This window comes from Clostridium tetanomorphum, assembly GCF_017873215.1.
GTDB classification, from domain to species: domain Bacteria; phylum Bacillota; class Clostridia; order Clostridiales; family Clostridiaceae; genus Clostridium_AO; species Clostridium_AO tetanomorphum.
Genome location: NZ_JAGGKA010000002.1, coordinates 266,263 through 283,045, shown reverse-complemented (window position 1 = coordinate 283,045; position 16,783 = coordinate 266,263). Strand labels below are relative to the sequence as shown.

Here is a 16,783-nt window from a genome sequence, read left to right as displayed (position 1 = left end):
CTTTATTTAACAGGAAATAAGGATAGTTAGTAAAGACTTATAACTTTTACTAACTATCCTCTTTTTATTTTTAAAAAAATATATCTGTTCTATACATTCTTCCATAAAAATAAAGATATAACTGTTCCTCCAATTAATCCACCTAAATGTCCAAAGTTATCTACATTAGCAATAGAAAATCCTATTATAAGATTGATAAATATAACTGATATTATGTTACTAACAAACCCCTTTCCTACCTGATCTTTTAATTTTAAAGCTATTATCAAACAAGCACCTAAAAGACCAAATATAGCTCCCGATGCCCCTATAGATATACTATCAGATAGTAAATAACTTAATAGCGAAGATGTTATTCCAGAAATAAAATATATTATTATGTACTTAACTTTTCCATAAACTTTTTCTATTAAAGGTCCTAAAGCATTTAATGCATACATATTAAGTCCTAAGTGTATAATTCCTCCATGTAAAAATGTACAGGTTATAAGTCTATAGTATTCTCCTCTTTCTATTAACGGATTCACCTTAGCTCCTAAAAATACCAGAACATTAACATTACTATCTATTATATTTCCCGATAAAATCGCTGTAATTAAATACATTAGTACATTGATTCCTATTAATATGTAGGTTATGCTAAATGTATTTTTATCTCTAATTCTTTTTTCCTTATTTTTAATCTCATTAATAAAATATGATATTATAGTTACTAAATTCTCATTTCCAGCACTATAATAAAATATTTTACTAATTTCTTTATCTAATATTATACATTCTCCAGTATATGAACTATTTTCTGATATAAAACAATTTATATTTCTTATTAGTTCATCTTCTTTTTCTTCATCATCAATGAATATAACTTTATTTAAACTTATATTATTACTACCTATATGGTTATTTATATCTATTTTTATATGATAATCATTATTATTTTCATATTGCTCATTACAAAATATTATTGCTTTTTTAAATCCATCTTCCTCCTCTTTTAATAACACCCAAGGACTTACTAAACCATAGTAATTATTTTTAATCTCTATCAAAGTATATCCTAAGCTTGTAGTTACATTCTCTACAATAAACTGTATAACTTTATCTCTATTATTCATATATTATTCTCTTCTCCTTTTAATTAATAATAATATTATTACCTTAATTTAAAATTGAGCTTTCCCCTTACATGAAAAGCTCAATTTTAAAAGTATACATATAAAATTATTATAATTTCAATTTTTAAACAATGGATGTTATAACAAGACTAGGATTTTTTAATAAATTAATTTCATAAAATGGTATTGGCATTTTTGTATTACCATTATAAAATATCCTTATAGTTGGTCTATCTGGAAAACCCTCATTTTGTTTTATAACATATCCTTCTTCCCCATTAGAAAGCCTTACACAACATCCTAACGGATATATAGCAAAAGTATCCTTAAAATTCTTTATCAATTCTTTGTCAAAACTGGTTCCTGATCCTGCAAGTATTAATTCATATGCATCATTAGGGCTAAATTTCTTTCTATAACATCGATCGTTACTTACGGCATCGTATACATCACATATACAAACTACTTTAGCAAATTTTGATATATGATTTTTTTCTAATCCAAAAGGATATCCTCTTCCATCAATTCTCTCATGATGTTGTTCAACTATATCTATTACAGAGTTAGGAATGGCAATATTCTTTCTTAATATTTCTCCTCCATACAAGGTATGCTTTTTAATTTCATTAAACTCTTCTTCTGTTAATTTACCTTTTTTATTTAAAATTTTATTAGGTACTTTTGTTTTTCCTACATCATGTAATACTGCCCCTACTCCTAGTTCCTTTAACTCATTTTCTTTAAATCCAGAAGAAAGTCCTAAAAATGAAGTCATTATGCATGTATCTAATGAATGCATATAAGTATAGTTATCATAAGTCTTTATATCATAAAGACTTTTATTTACATCTCCTAGATCAATTATGTACTCAACCAACTCTTCAACTACACCTAATGATTGTCTTAATTCTTTTCCATTGCAACTATGAATGTTTTTAACTATTTCAGACATACTTTTCATAGTAAATTGTTTTAATTCACTAAGCTGCTGATCTTCCACTTCTACATCTTCTAACCTTTCATCCTCCACATAAATGTAAAATACTCCTATATCCTGAAGCTTTTTTATATAGGTATTTGTAAGTTTTATTCCTGCCCTTAGAAGAATTTTACCATCACTAGTTAAAATACTCTTACCAAGTATATCATTTTCAGTTACCCTATTTATAAATTCAAGCCTCATAACAATTTCTCCTTAAATACTAATTCACATTACATAATTAGATAATATATTGGTTAAAATATCTAATTATGATAATATCACACTAATAAATAAAATGAAATAGTCACATAAGGAATTTTTAAGAAAACGTATTATTAATTTAATAAATAAATTATAAAAATTAAAAATTTTATTAAAATCTATATTATATTCTAATATTTACTTGTAATCCTCTTCCTTATTTTGTATTTTTTTAAACACCTCATCTATTTCTTCTTTAATTAGACTGCATAATTCCTGCAACTTTTCTTCCATGCTTTTTATATCTTCAATATATTGAAATTTTAAATTCCAAGTTGGATTATATTCATCATCTATAGTCTCTATTATATATCCTTTATCTAAAAATATTTCTTCATTAAATAAATCATATATAGCTGTATACTCCCAATCTTCAACATCCTTCTTTACATCAAAAGATAAATTTACCATTTCTCCATCATAATACATTTTGGTTATATATTCTGCCCCATCTGTTACTTCATAACTTCCAAGTTCTTTTATAAATTGTTTTGTTTCCTTATCTATTTCCATTAAAACCAATGAAGAAAAATTCATACTCAAACCTCCATTTTCCATATATTTACTTTTAAATAATTTTGGTTTATAATATTATTATACAATTCCATATTATTCCAAGGAGGAATATAATGAAACGTAAAAATATTTCTAAGTTTAATTTTTTGATATTACTAATTATCTTAATGATATGTTCACTTATAAGATATAGAATTATATGTTATAAATCTAAAGAAATAACTTATGTAGTTGAAAGATATCTTACTACTGGAATCTTCAACACTAATAAATTATACGGTATTAATAACTTTCATCTATCTTTTTCTGATGGTAAGGTTGCTGTAGTAAAGGTTAATGGATTACAAAAAAAATCTCCTCATAAAAAAATAAATTATAATATTTTTTTAGAAAAAAATTCAAAAGGAATCTGGAAAGTAAAAAAACTTTACCAGGTTCCCTAACCTTCTTTCTTATTTATGAATGTTTTTTTGTCATACAATCTTCACAAATCCCCTTTAATTTTATTCCTAATTCTTCTTCCTTAACAGTAAACCCTGTCTTATTCTTTATAATTTGCTCTACTTGTTGTAATGGACAGTCTATTTCTACTTCTTTATGACAAATACTACATTCAAGAATATGTTTATGCTTGTTTTTATTTATTATATAATTATATTTCCCATCTCCTAAATTAAGTTTATCAACAATACCTTTATTATTAAATAGTTCTAGATTTCTATATATAGTAGAAAGATCTATATTTATATTTTTATTTTTACATTGTTCATAAATATATTCTACAGTAACTGTAAAATCACTTTCTTGCAATATTTTAAATATACTAATTCTTCCTTTAGTTACTTTTATATTATTTATTTTAAAAAACTGCTCAATATTCATCCTATCACCTTATAATTATATTATCTTCATTATATCATAAAAATAAACATTTGTTTAAGTTTAAAAAAATATCATCTTTAATCCAAAAATTACTAATATCACTCCACCTATATAATCAGCATATTTTCCTACAACTTCAATTCTATTTAAGTATTTAGCAATAGTAAAAGCAAAAATACTAATAATTAAAGTAATAAAACCTATAAATATGGTATCTTTTAACATGATATTTAAACTTGCTATATTATTTAGAGCCGTAAATCCTACTACCATAGCATCAATACTAACAGAAATTCCAAGTATAATCCACATTAATGGTTTTACAATTGCACATTCTTCTTTATTTTCCAACCCTTCTTTAATCATTAGGATTCCAACTAAAACTATAACTATTCCTCCTATGATCTTAGGAACAGATACAATATATGTATTAAATAAGAATCCTGAATAAGCTCCTATTATGGAAAATAAAAATTGAAAAAATCCAAATGATATAGCACATAAAATTTTATATTTTAATGTTGCAAGTCTATTTAATCCAACGCATAATGCCACTCCAAATGCATCTAAAGATAATGCTATAGCAATTAAAAATAGCGAGTGAAAATCCATATTTACCTCCAATTTAGTTAAGATAATTTTTGTCATTATCTTATTTTATAAAATTCTTAGTATAGAATCAACAATTTATTTTTTAGTCCAAATTTCACTTAAAAGAAATCTCTAAAAAATAATATTATTTAAATTTATTAAATATGTCAATAAAACAAAATAACTTACTAGTCAATTATAAACTAATAAGTTATTCTTCTAATTTATTTTCTCTAATCCTTCTATTATATTTTACTATCTATCAAAAGTTACACTGCATGTAGTTAAATCAAATTCCTCTAATAAAAGTAAATCTTTTTCAAATACTAAACTTAATATTCTAGCTTTATATGGATTCACTTCAAAATCTTCCAATGCAAACTCTCCTGAAAGAGCTATTTCTTCACTAGATGTTTTTATTGTAATAGGTATTTTTTCTAATTTAACAGGAGTAGGTAAAGCATTTCTAACTAGAAGTGTCATTAATAAATTATTATTTTTATACTGAGTTATTGTAAAAAGAGATACACTTACTTGTCCATTCTCTAGCTTAGGTAATGAATCCATAAATTCATTAAAAGTATCTATTTGCTTTTTTTCCATACCTTCTGGTATATCCTCTAATTCTATCTTTTCATATTTAACCGCTCTTGCCTTAGTTTCAAAAACTATTTTCCAATCATCTTGAGGTATTTCCTTTACAAATAAATTTTCTTTTGTAAAATATACTTTCCAAGGTCTTGCTGAATGTGGAGGAATGTCTCCCATTTCTCTAAGATCAAACGTTTGTTCCGCCAACTTTTCTCCTTTAGAATTTATAATGTATAAGGGAACTTGTTCAAAATTTATTGATTTTGAAAGTCCATTTATAATATATATTTTAACTTCTAATTTATCTCCTTCGTTAAAAGCATAAACTCCAAATACACCTAATTGTCCTTCCTTAATTTCAGGAACAACTTCTTTCATCTCTTCTTCTAAATAGCTTTTTTGAACATCAGATATTCTATCTTCTAAATTCTCATTTATTGATAGTTCAATATTTAGCCTATTTTCATCTGCTTTCATGTTTTATCCTCCAAATTCTTTATTCTATTACTATAATTTCAAGATCTTGTTCTGAAGTTTCTTCTGCTATCTTATTTAAATTATTTTCTATATCTTTAGATAAAACTCCTGTGCTTCCAATTAAATTAATACTACTATTTTTATTAATATTATTTTTAATAAAGTTTTCACAAGCTAGTATGTCCTGTGAACTGGCAGCATTTCCACTTAAAATTAAAGGTGCACCTGATTTTGCTGCAGTAGCTGAAGCAACCAATGCATCTGCAAAGTTTTTAAAACGATCATTGCCACCAGAAGCTACATATACATTATCAAAAGAAAGATCAGACTTAAAGTAATTTAAAACATTAATATTAGTCTTAAATCTATCCTTTCCTTGTGCAATTCTTGAACCTTTAACAGAATTTATTATAGAGTCTGGTAATATAGCTGTTCCCCCTACTGCCATAACATCTAATTTATAAGTGTCAATAATCTTTTTAACTTCTGGATCTAATTTTACAGAATTTGTTATTAATACCGGAATTCCAAGCTTTGCTGCAATAGAAGCTACACTTAGTGCATCTGAATATCCATCTTGTCCATTAACTAAAATAGCTTTTTTAGCACCTGTCTTTGAAATTAATTCTTTAGCTACAATTGCATTAGTATCATATCTACTTCCGCCATCCTTTGCATAACGCGTAACATTGAATCCATTACTTTTTAAAGCATTATAAACAGATGGACTTACAACACCTTCTCCACCTACTATGTATACATTCTTAGCTCCTATTTTCTTTATAGTTGAAAGAACTTCATCAGGTAATTTATCTTTCTGTGTTAATAATACAGGTGCATTTAGATTTTTTGCCAATGGTGTAGCACTTACTGCATCAGGATATCCCATTCCATTTACCAAAACTACATTATCTGATTTTTTAAACAAATCTATTGCAACTGCTGAAGCTGTGGAATACCTATCCCCACCACCTTTTCTAGTAACAGTAGCAGCTTTTACCTGTCCACTATTAAATCCTGTAGCTAAAAATACAGAAACAACTGCAGTACAAACAATTTTATTAAGTTTTTTCTTATTCATAAACTATCCCCTCCAACTAAACAAATTTCACATATAATTTTTTCAAATCATATTCTTCTATATTATATATATTATCGCATAAAAAAACAAAATTATATATTCCTGCTTTCAATGCATTAATTTCCAAATTATTTGTGTCAAAAACTGCAGAAGTGACTTTTCTATTTTTGTCATCAAATAATGTCATAGGTATCTTTTCTACTTTAATTTTCTTCTGTGCACCATTACGTATAATTATTGTAACATATATTTTTTTCTCATCCCCATTATACTTTATATCATATACTGACATAGATATTTGTCCGTTTTCTATAATAGGTAAATTTGTCAAACAATTTTCTAGTGCTCTTTTATAATTCGGTGAAATACTTTCAGGTAAGTTTTCATATTGAGTTTTCACACTATTTACTGCTTTAATATTAGTACTAAATACTACTTTACATTTACTTTCTGGTAACTTATCTACTAATAAGCTATTTCTATCAAATAATAGTTTATATGGTCTTGCACTACAAGGTGGTATATCTCCTAAATCCTTCATATCAAATACCTTTGATGCTAATACCTTATTATTTTCATCTATTATAATAAGAGGTAACTTATCAAAATTTATTTGTATATTTAATCCATTTCTCAAAAAAATGCTTGCTTCATACCCTTCATCATTCTCAAATATATAAGTGGTACTTATATTCACATCATTTTCCTTTACTGGTGGTAATTCTTGCAAATCATCTAAAATACACTCTTTTTGTAAATCAGATATTCTATCTTCCATTTCTTGCTTTAATGAAAGTTCTAAATCTAAGTCTTTTCTACCTTCCATGATTTTTTCTCCTTTAAAGTTATTTTTCTCTAAAATTATTCTAAACTTCCTACATAGTATACTTAAATTTATATCTTAATTAAATAGTACCATCATTAGAAGACACTAGTAAAGTATTATGTAGAATAAGTTTAAAGTAATTTATTCCATATAATTTAAAATATAAATTTCTACATATTTTCCTATAAAAATTATATTAACTTATTTTATATTTTAACAGATTCCACTAAAAATTGAAACAAATAATACCAAAACTCATTTACAAAGGAGCTGTCGCATTAAGAATAAATTCTACAATATATTGTGTTAACTTTAAACTTGCAAAACAAGTATATTGTATGTAAATTCCTTAATACGACAGCTCTTTTATTACATGAATTAAAATATAAATTTATCTACTCTTCTCTACCTGGATATCTACATTATCTGCTGTTTTACTAACATCTAAAATTCCTTTTCCTAATATAGTGGTGCCGTCTTCTCCATAAAAATATATAGTTACTTTTTCTTCATTTACTATACTAAAGGCTGATTTTCCTATTTGAAATAAATTATTATTTCCTTCAATCTTAAATCCCTTAGCATTAGAAACATCTGTAGACTTTATAGTAATTACTTTAAATAAAGGAGTAGCTGGTGATACTTCCACCTTAGCCTTAGCGCTATAAGTACTTGAACTATTATTTCCACTACTAGTATTATTAGATATATCAAAATTAACTGATGCTCCTTCTTTTAATTCTTTACCATAAATAGACTTTATATTATCTTCAACAACTAGTGTATAACTTTTACCATGTTCATATCCATTATTAGGGGGGGATACTAATATGGTTTTTCTATCCTCTATAAGTTTTACATCTGTATCTATTTTATTTCCCAAGGAATCCTTTACAATAACTGAGTTATTAATTGTATTTGAATCCAATTCAAAATTAAATTTTATAGCCCAAACTTTGTTTTCCTTTACTGTTTTATCTGAAAATTTTACAATACTACTAGCAAAAGCTTTTGTTGCTCCTATGGACATAAAAGCAATGGTCAACATAGTACATATAAATTTACATATTATTCTTCTATTCATAGTTTCCTCCTAATTTATTAATAAACATGAAGTAATTCTACTTCATCTTATTTACTAATATTGGTTTCAAGTTGATCCTGTTCTTTATCATCGCTAATATTTTCATTCTCTATTTCACTCATATCTTTATAAATCTTTGCATAAGAATTTATATTATTATGTATAATAAATTTATGCAAATCACTATTCTTCACAATAACTTTTACATCTGCTTCTTTTTCAAATAGATTTTTTGCTAAATCCACTAATCCATTATAAATTGTCATTTCAATAGACTTAATTTCATTAAAATCAAAAATAACTTGTAAAGGCTTAACAAAGGATAAACCATACATTACCTTTTTTAATATTTCCAATCCTTCCATGTCCATGGATCCATTTATTTTAATAACAAATACACCATTTTTATTTATTACTAAAAAAGGTTCTTCTTTCTTTTCCTCAATATTTTCTTCTACTTTTTCCTCTTCATTATTTTCTTCTATTTTTTCCTTTTCATTATCTTCTTCAGCATCTGTATTATCTCCTAATACAGAACCTATTCTGGATAAAAGTTTTTCCGTAGTAATAGGCTTTAAAACATAATGTAATGCTCCTGCTTCCAAAGCATCTACTACTTGATTTTTTTGTTCTAATGAACTTACTATGATTATCTTAGCATCTGGATATGTTTGTAATATTTTTTTTGTTCCTTCTATTCCGCTTATGCCCGGCATATTTATATCCATAGTAACTAAATCTGGATGATACTTTTGATACTCACAATAGGCCTGTGTTGCAGTTTCAGCTTCTGCTACAACATTATGCCCTGCTTGAGCTAAAATAGACTTTATATTTATTCTCATAATGGCTGAATCATCAACAACTAATACATTAGCCATACTTCACCTCTATATCTAACACAAATTCTAATAACTTATCTATACTTCTATTATAAAAAGCTTATACTTATTCTAAAAGAAAAATGTTTACATAAAAGATCAGACAAAAATCTGATCTTTTACATAACATAATCATAACTTGTCTCTTTAATTCTTAACTTTTATTTCTACCTTACTATAATCGTGTTCTCATTAGATTTACTTACATCAATAGTTCCTTCTCCTAAAATATTATTTTCATTATCACAAAGATATATTTTAGCACTATTTCCATTAAATAGAGTAATAGCTTCCTTATCTATATGAAACAAATTATTGTTGCCTTCAATTTTATACTTTTTAACATTAGCTGTTTTGTCACAATCTACAGATATTTTCTTTAATATAGATAATACCTCTGATACCTCTACCTTAACATTAACTTTTATCTCTGATGTTACTTTAAAATCTAATAATACATCTCTCTTCATATTTTTATCATTTTTAGATTTTGCACCTTTCCCTACAATAATTCTATAGGACTTACCTATTTCATATCCGCTAGTTGGAGGTATTATTTTAACTGTTTTATCATCTTCTCCTGGTTCAACTTTTACATTAACTAACTTTCCTACACTATTTCCATTTAATTCTCTAACACCTATATTATTTTTTATAGAATTAAAATCTCCTGCATTAGTAAAAGCCACTGTCCATACATATTTAGGATCATTTATAGATTTAATTCCTAAATTTTTTGAATCTTCTTCAGCAAAAACCTTTTGATTAACTAGACAAAACGCAAAAAAGAAAATCAATAAAAAAGCTGAAAAAGTTTTTATTAAATTTTTATTAGTAATACCATTACATTTGTTCTTAACTACCTTCAAAACATGATCCCTCCATTATAATTATATTATTTAAACTTTTAATCCAACTATTAAAATAGTTGTATACAATATACTTATCGTAATATATTTTATTTTTTTTACTATTATCTACTTAGTTGTAAATTTCATTATAATTGGCTTCGGTATTTTTTCACCATATAAAGACAATACTTTTTCTGTGATAATTATATAATAACTACATGCTGAATTGTATTTATATTGTGGAGTAATAGTTAAGAGTCTCTTGTTTTCATCATATCCTATCTTTGTTGAAATTTTATTTAAACTATTCAAAAAATTTATATCATTTATGTCTTCTATAGAATTAAATCTACTATTAAATTCATCTTCTCTAACCACAAATATATTATTATGATTTATACTGTCTACATTTACGGATTTTGTAAAATCAATATTCCATACTTTATCTACAGCTACATCCTTTTTTTCAGTAATTTGCTTAAATCCGCTTAAATCTTTTTTTTCATAAGGCTTGTCTATGTTGCTCATATCATAATATGTATAAGCTTCAGGATATTTTGCTCTTTCCCAAAAATGATCTTGTCCCATCTTCTCATCTGTTATATTATAATAATCATATCTTACTCTTCCTTTTCTATCTGGAACTGGATCATCCCAGGTGCAATCTAATTGGTACCATTTTCCATGGAGATTTACTAAATTCCATGCATGACTTTCAGTACTACTACCATTATTTGCTTCCCCTACTACTATTTTTGTTTCTATTCCTACCTGATTTAACATTTTATAAGCAAGCATAGCATATCCTTGACAAACAGTTGTGCCAGAATATAGTGCCTCATAAGCAGTAAATTTTGTTAAAGAAGTGTCATAAGCTATATTAGCTACAATATAATCATGTATAGCTTTCTCCTTTTGATCATCAGTCATATATTCAGTAATTATATTGTTTAATATAGAACTTACTTTTGCATCTACATATTCCTCTTGCGCTTTAGTAGTTCTATAACTTATATTAAGTTGTAAATCTATACTTCCATCAGTGTACATTGCCCATCTTCCCGAATACGACTTAATGGAATTAGCTAAATAACCGTCCGTTCGTTCTATATAATCGTATATTTCATCAACTATATTGTGTAAATCATCAAAATTTCCTATATAACTTATAGTAAAACTTTCTTCTCTATTTAAACAATAGTCTTTAACTACTTCTAAAATATCATCTACAGAATAACAGGTATACTCAGCATAACTTTTGTACACTGGAGTATTTATGGTCTGGTTTTTCTCCGAATCCAGTGTATTTTTATTTATTACCTGGGCACTTTCTACTCTGTACTGTTTACCATTATTTTTATTTATGTCTGGTGCTGCACCGGCCTTTATTGGTAATAAAGTTATACAAATCATTATTAAAAAACTTGTTATAAACTTTTTCATATTTTTCATAAATTCCTCCTAAATAAATAGTGTTATATTATTATCGTAATATAATTATCACTATTTATAAAGATATAAAATTACCTAAAATTACATTATTTACATAAAAAACATACATTTTTATATAAATATTAAAATCCAGCAGCTTTATTTCAAACTGCTGGATTAATTTTAAACGAACACCTGTCACCCAATTCCTAATCAGTAAAGTTTATTTTTAAATCTGATTTAGTAGAATCTATTATTTGAGATGCTGGTTCATTTGTAAATGCACTATTAGTAAAAGTTATTGTTAAATTATTTACATTATTTGCACTTGTATGATTTGCTGCCTTATTTACCAATGTTACTGACAGCGTATTTGAACTTGTTCTCACTACCTTAGTAATTAAGCCATCTGGACAATTACTAACAGATACTTTTCCTGTAGCAACAAAATCCTCATTATTATTTCCAGTAAGTGTATCTCCACTAAGAACAATAGTTATTGGAGTATTATTGTTTATAGCTCCATCATTTGTTGTTGCTTCTGAAAATGTATTAGCTGAATATGATATAGCTGATTTATCTTTAAAATCTATAATTATATTTTCTGTATTCAAATCCTGATTTGTGCCTATAATCTTAGATTTATCTATTGTAAAAACTAAATTATTTACATCATTAGCATTTTCATGTGCTGTTGTCTTTCCTGAAATAGATATTTTTAAATGTGTATTATCTACTTTTGACATCTTATAATGTAATCCACTTGGTAAATTAGCTGCACGTACATATGAAGTACTATCTGTATTAGTATCAGTTATACTTGGGTCAACAAATGTTCCATTTTTAACTTCTATTATTATGTCTCCTGTTACAGTTCCATCATTACTTGCTGCTTCTGTTAAAGTTGTTGGTGAAGCTTTCAATTCTGCTTGATCATTAAAATCTATAGTTAAATGTCCTGTATTTAATACCTGAGTATTTGAACCACCAACTTGATCTGCTGAAATCGCAAAGCTTAACTCATCAGTATCATTAGCATTAGTATGATTTGTTGCTTTTCCTGAAATAGTTATTCCTATGTGTGTATCATCTAGTTTTACTGCACTATAAGTTAGTCCTGCAGGTAAATTAGTTGGAGTTACAGTTATTGGTCCATTTACATTTCCTTGTACAGTTCCATTTTGTATCTCAACTACTATAGTTCCAGATACAGTTCCATCATTAGTATCTGCTTCTTTTAATATTGTCGGTGAAACTGATTTTATACTTGGTACTAAATCTACATCTACTTTCTTCTTATTACTTTCTTCTTTACCTGAATCTGTTCTTGTTACATAAACATAAGCATCACTAGCTGGTATTCCTCCAGGTATAGTTACAGTTACAGATCCTGCTGGTCCATTATTAGTTTGTGATGCCATTAATCTTCCTGAAGCACTATATACTTTAATTGTACTTCCAAATGGTATTGTATCATTTACAACTATAGTATCATCGCCTGAAGGATTATTATTTACTATTACATTTTGTACATCACTAGATACATTTCCTGTATCTTCTATAGTAAATGCAATCTTCTTTTCTAAAGGTTGCCCATTAATTTCATTAACAGTATTAAGAATTAACACATATTTTCCATTTACTGTTAACTCATCACCTGATTTATATGGTGTAGTATATCCATCACGCATAATAGTTGCTGTAGTCTTACAATTTGCTTTATCAGTTATAGTTATACCTGTCTTAATATCCTTATATACTCCGCCTTCAGTTACCCCAACTACATCTGGTGAAACTGCTTTATTGATGTTATCAACTCTAAATATCTCTGTTACAATATTTTCTGCTCCATTTTCCTTACTTGTTGTTATAACTTTAAGTTCATATTCTCCGTTCTGAGTTATTGTATTACCTCTAATAAAAGATACTTCTGCTGGATTAGCTACAGCAGTATACGTTACATTTCCATCAGTTCCTGAAGCAGTCTTTGTCATTTTAAGAGTAGCTTTACTATAAATTCCAGCTAAGTCTGTCCAACCAGGAGTTGCTTGATAATAAGTATCTGGATCAGTTGGTGATACTTTTTTAGTTCCTGGTTTCTCTGTCATGGTAACTTCTGCCTTACCTGGTACTGATGAGTTAACTGTAAACTTAATAGATTTACTATTTGTTGCCGTAGAAGGTGTCATATTGCTATCAGTTTTTGTAGCAGTTACAGTAAATACATACTCTCCATTTCCATTATCCTGAATCTTCTTCTTTAAATCTATTCCATCTATTTTTCCATCAGCATTTGTATCACTTAATAGATTTGTTGTACTTCCATCCTTAGTCAATGTAGCAGTACATTTTATTCCACTTGATGAATTATCTTGGCTCCAAGTTACATCTGGGAATGAACTTACCGCATAAATTTTACCATTTTCAATTCCATTTATTTGTGGCATTGGGAATAATCCAAACTTAGCAACATCACTTTCCATAACAGGTCCTACTGCTTTAACCTTTACTTGTACCTGTAATGACATTGTCATAGAAATTCCTGTTGTTCCCGGCTGACAATCTTTCCATTCTTCACTATCCTTATATCTATATTGCATTTGAGCTGAAGTTCCCACAATTCTCCCAAGCATTAAATCAATAGATACATAATCAGGAACCTTTGCTTTGCTTATTTCTATTGGTGATGAAGGCATACTATCTTTATTACCTACAGCAACAACTCTAAGCATTTGCTTATTATCTTTATTGCTTGTTATTTTACTCTTCATTCCACTTACTGTTATTACACCTTTATCGTCAGAAGTAACTGATATAAAGTCTAAAGGTAAATCTGGTATACTACCATCTGTACTTAAGTCATTTATATAAACCTTATATTGTTTATTTGGCTTTAATCCAGTTATCTGTTCAGTTTGTGCTTCTACAGAGAATCCTGTTGGTGCTTCTGCTGGAACTGCTACTGTTATTTTACTTCCTTCTGCTTTATCTTTTCTAGTTATAGATACATAAATAACACCGCCATCTGGATTTAAATTTAATCCAGATACAAGAGCATTTCCATTTTTATCTACAGCAGCTGTTTTAATTGGTTTTTCATCTCCCAATTCATTATAAACATTTATTATATCTCCTGGATTTAATTTCGCAGCAGCTCCTGTTACTTTAACAGTATCCTTGCTTCCTATTTCATTTGTAACTACAACATCCCTCTCCGCATTTAATGTTCCAGAATCTAAAGCTACAGACATAGTAACCTTAGTTCCATAACCTAATATACTTCCTGTAAAATTATATACTCCTTTTTTTGGTTTAGGAATACTTTTATCCCAATCTACTACTAGTTCACGAATTGTACCATCACTCATTATAGCAGATACTCTTTCTGGAAAATTAAACTTAGTTATATCACTTGTAGTAAATGTATCAAAAGGTTCTACTTTTACTACCTTTTCATTTAACTTTGGTTTTTTTATTGGTGTTCCTTTTACTGTACCATCTGAATCCTTAGGAATAACATAAGCCTTACCTGACTTTGTATAGTAAAGTGAGTCTCCTACTATATTGATATAATCTGCTGGTGCATCTACTACTTTATATCCGTTTCCTGTATTATCTAGCTTGTATATTTTACCTCCATCTGCATGACTTCTATAATAAATATTGTTATCATCTACTGCACATATAGATGTAGCTGTATCTGCTACCCCTTTCATATCTCCAGAACCTTTTCCTCCTTTTTGAGGAATATTAGTAATTAATGGTATAGGAACTGGATTAAGCATTAAGGAGTTAGTAGATCTATAAAGCTTTCCATCTTTACCTGTATAGAAAATTAAATAATCTCCTGATGCACTTATAAAAGCAGTATTTATGTCACTTATTTTTGACTTTCTATTACTTAATAAATCATAGCTATATAGTTTATTCCCATCTGAAGTATTTACATAAAATAAAAAATTATCTCCAACGCTTAAAAATTTAGCAGAATCTGATATAAGCTGTCTTCTTCCCTGTGAATCAATAATATATATTCTTCCTCTATCAGAGTTATTTATATAATATATTTTGTCTCCTACTACATTTAGAGATGAAGCCATATCCTCGCTTATTTTCTGTTTTTGAGTACCATCATTTCTAATTTTATATATTTTTCCATTATCATCATAATTGCTATAATATACCCAATCTCCAACTACATTTATAAATCCAGCACTATCATTACTTATAACATAGTCTTCTACACCAGTTACACTTCTTTTATAAAGCTTGTCCTTATCTCCTGTATTTTGATAATATATCCACTTATTATTTTTATCTATGGCAGCAAATCCATTGTTAGATATATTTATAGCAGTATTCCCATGGGTTGTCTTATCTGTTGGATCTTGTACTGCTGTTGGAGTTAAAATAACAGAAACATTTTCCTCTCCACCAATATTACTATTTTGCTTTATATTTGCATAACCATTAGCAATTTCCGTTAATCCATCACTAGCATATATAGAAAGTAAACTTCCTCCAGATGTAGCTCCTCCAAAATATCTTACTATATCTTTAATTGGAGTAATACTGCTATCTCCTATTTTAAAATAAGCTGCATTACTTACCCCTTCAATTCGAGTTATTTTTACATTATACATATTTAATCCTGTTGTAAGGGGATTATAACTTACATTTATTATAGCAAATGTATCTGTGTTCATATTTGTAGGATCTGTAAATTCATTATTAGAATCTGTAACTATCTTTTGCATTGTACCTACTGCAGTATAATAAGTTAAAGTATTTCCAACTTTTTGAACTAATTGGGTATCTTCTACTACAGATCCAGTAAATACATCCTTTGCTTTTCCTGAATCATCTACAAAGTATATTAAACCCAGACTATTCATTAATTGGTCATTTACCATTGCCAAATTGTTTGGATTAGAAAGATACCCTGCACTATACACATTAGATCCAACTATTATGGAATTAGCAGGTAACTTAGCTTGCACAGATGATCCAGCTCCAAATACAATTCCGGCTGTTACAACCATCATTTTGGTTTTCTTCATTTATACTTCCCTCCATTTATATATTAAGATTATCAATTTATTGCCTAAAGACAAAATTTTGCTAATTAAAATTTTTCTTCCTTTGATACTATATTCGTGTAATTTTCACGAAATTTTATTAAAAGAGAACATAAATTATGTTCTCTTTTAATTT

14 protein-coding genes are annotated in these 16,783 nt (G+C 27.4%); 1 reads left to right on the top strand and 13 read right to left on the bottom strand.

The features are described from left to right. Positions 1-89 precede the first annotated feature (89 nt). From J2Z24_RS03395 to J2Z24_RS03385, 3 genes are all read right to left on the bottom strand, one after another. A complete protein-coding gene (locus J2Z24_RS03395; RefSeq protein WP_035149733.1) occupies positions 90-1,115 on the bottom strand; it encodes a rhomboid family intramembrane serine protease in 1,026 nt (341 codons plus the stop codon). Between the two features lie 124 nt (positions 1,116-1,239). Then, entirely contained in the window at positions 1,240-2,298 is a 1,059-nt protein-coding gene (locus J2Z24_RS03390) for an HD-GYP domain-containing protein (protein ID WP_035149730.1), read from the bottom strand. A gap of 198 nt (positions 2,299-2,496) precedes the next feature. Further along, positions 2,497-2,895, bottom strand: a complete 399-nt coding sequence (locus J2Z24_RS03385; protein WP_035147922.1) for a DUF6762 family protein — start codon at positions 2,893-2,895, stop codon at positions 2,497-2,499. Between the two features lie 92 nt (positions 2,896-2,987). Here J2Z24_RS03385 and J2Z24_RS03380 point away from each other — a divergent pair, with 92 nt between their 5' ends. Continuing rightward, positions 2,988-3,317 (top strand): hypothetical protein, encoded by a 330-nt coding sequence (locus tag J2Z24_RS03380; protein WP_035147920.1) that lies wholly within the window; start codon positions 2,988-2,990, stop codon positions 3,315-3,317. Positions 3,318-3,330: 13 nt separating this feature from the next. Here J2Z24_RS03380 and J2Z24_RS03375 read toward each other — a convergent pair whose 3' ends face one another. The 10 genes from J2Z24_RS03375 to J2Z24_RS03330 all read right to left on the bottom strand — a co-directional run bounded on the left by J2Z24_RS03375 (position 3,331) and on the right by J2Z24_RS03330 (position 16,629). Further along, complete coding sequence (locus J2Z24_RS03375; RefSeq protein ID WP_035147918.1) at positions 3,331-3,756, bottom strand: Fur family transcriptional regulator; 426 nt, start codon at positions 3,754-3,756, stop codon at positions 3,331-3,333. Positions 3,757-3,816: 60 nt separating this feature from the next. Continuing rightward, positions 3,817-4,368 (bottom strand): manganese efflux pump MntP, encoded by a 552-nt coding sequence (locus J2Z24_RS03370; protein WP_035147915.1) that lies wholly within the window; start codon positions 4,366-4,368, stop codon positions 3,817-3,819. 234 nt (positions 4,369-4,602) lie between these two features. Next, on the bottom strand, positions 4,603-5,415 hold the full coding sequence (locus J2Z24_RS03365; protein ID WP_035147914.1) for an SLAP domain-containing protein: 813 nt from the start codon (positions 5,413-5,415) through the stop codon (positions 4,603-4,605). 19 nt (positions 5,416-5,434) lie between these two features. Further along, positions 5,435-6,496, bottom strand: coding sequence for a cell wall-binding repeat-containing protein (locus J2Z24_RS03360; RefSeq protein WP_035147913.1), 1,062 nt, complete (start codon positions 6,494-6,496; stop codon positions 5,435-5,437). 16 nt (positions 6,497-6,512) lie between these two features. Next, entirely contained in the window at positions 6,513-7,322 is an 810-nt protein-coding gene (locus J2Z24_RS03355; protein ID WP_051593256.1) for an SLAP domain-containing protein, read from the bottom strand. Positions 7,323-7,713: 391 nt separating this feature from the next. Further along, positions 7,714-8,406: an Ig-like domain-containing protein gene (locus J2Z24_RS03350; protein ID WP_035147910.1), complete on the bottom strand. Its 693-nt coding sequence runs from the start codon at positions 8,404-8,406 to the stop codon at positions 7,714-7,716. 47 nt (positions 8,407-8,453) lie between these two features. Further along, complete coding sequence (locus tag J2Z24_RS03345) at positions 8,454-9,287, bottom strand: response regulator (RefSeq protein ID WP_085059053.1); 834 nt, start codon at positions 9,285-9,287, stop codon at positions 8,454-8,456. Positions 9,288-9,454: 167 nt separating this feature from the next. Continuing rightward, positions 9,455-10,156: a hypothetical protein gene (locus tag J2Z24_RS03340; RefSeq protein WP_035147909.1), complete on the bottom strand. Its 702-nt coding sequence runs from the start codon at positions 10,154-10,156 to the stop codon at positions 9,455-9,457. A gap of 108 nt (positions 10,157-10,264) precedes the next feature. Next, positions 10,265-11,590, bottom strand: a complete 1,326-nt coding sequence (locus tag J2Z24_RS03335; protein ID WP_051593255.1) for a transglutaminase domain-containing protein — start codon at positions 11,588-11,590, stop codon at positions 10,265-10,267. A 188-nt stretch (positions 11,591-11,778) separates the two neighbouring features. Beyond that, the gene (locus tag J2Z24_RS03330; RefSeq protein WP_051593254.1) at positions 11,779-16,629 is read right to left on the bottom strand and encodes a DUF5050 domain-containing protein; all 4,851 of its coding nucleotides are present in this window, start codon (positions 16,627-16,629) and stop codon (positions 11,779-11,781) included. Positions 16,630-16,783 lie beyond the last annotated feature (154 nt).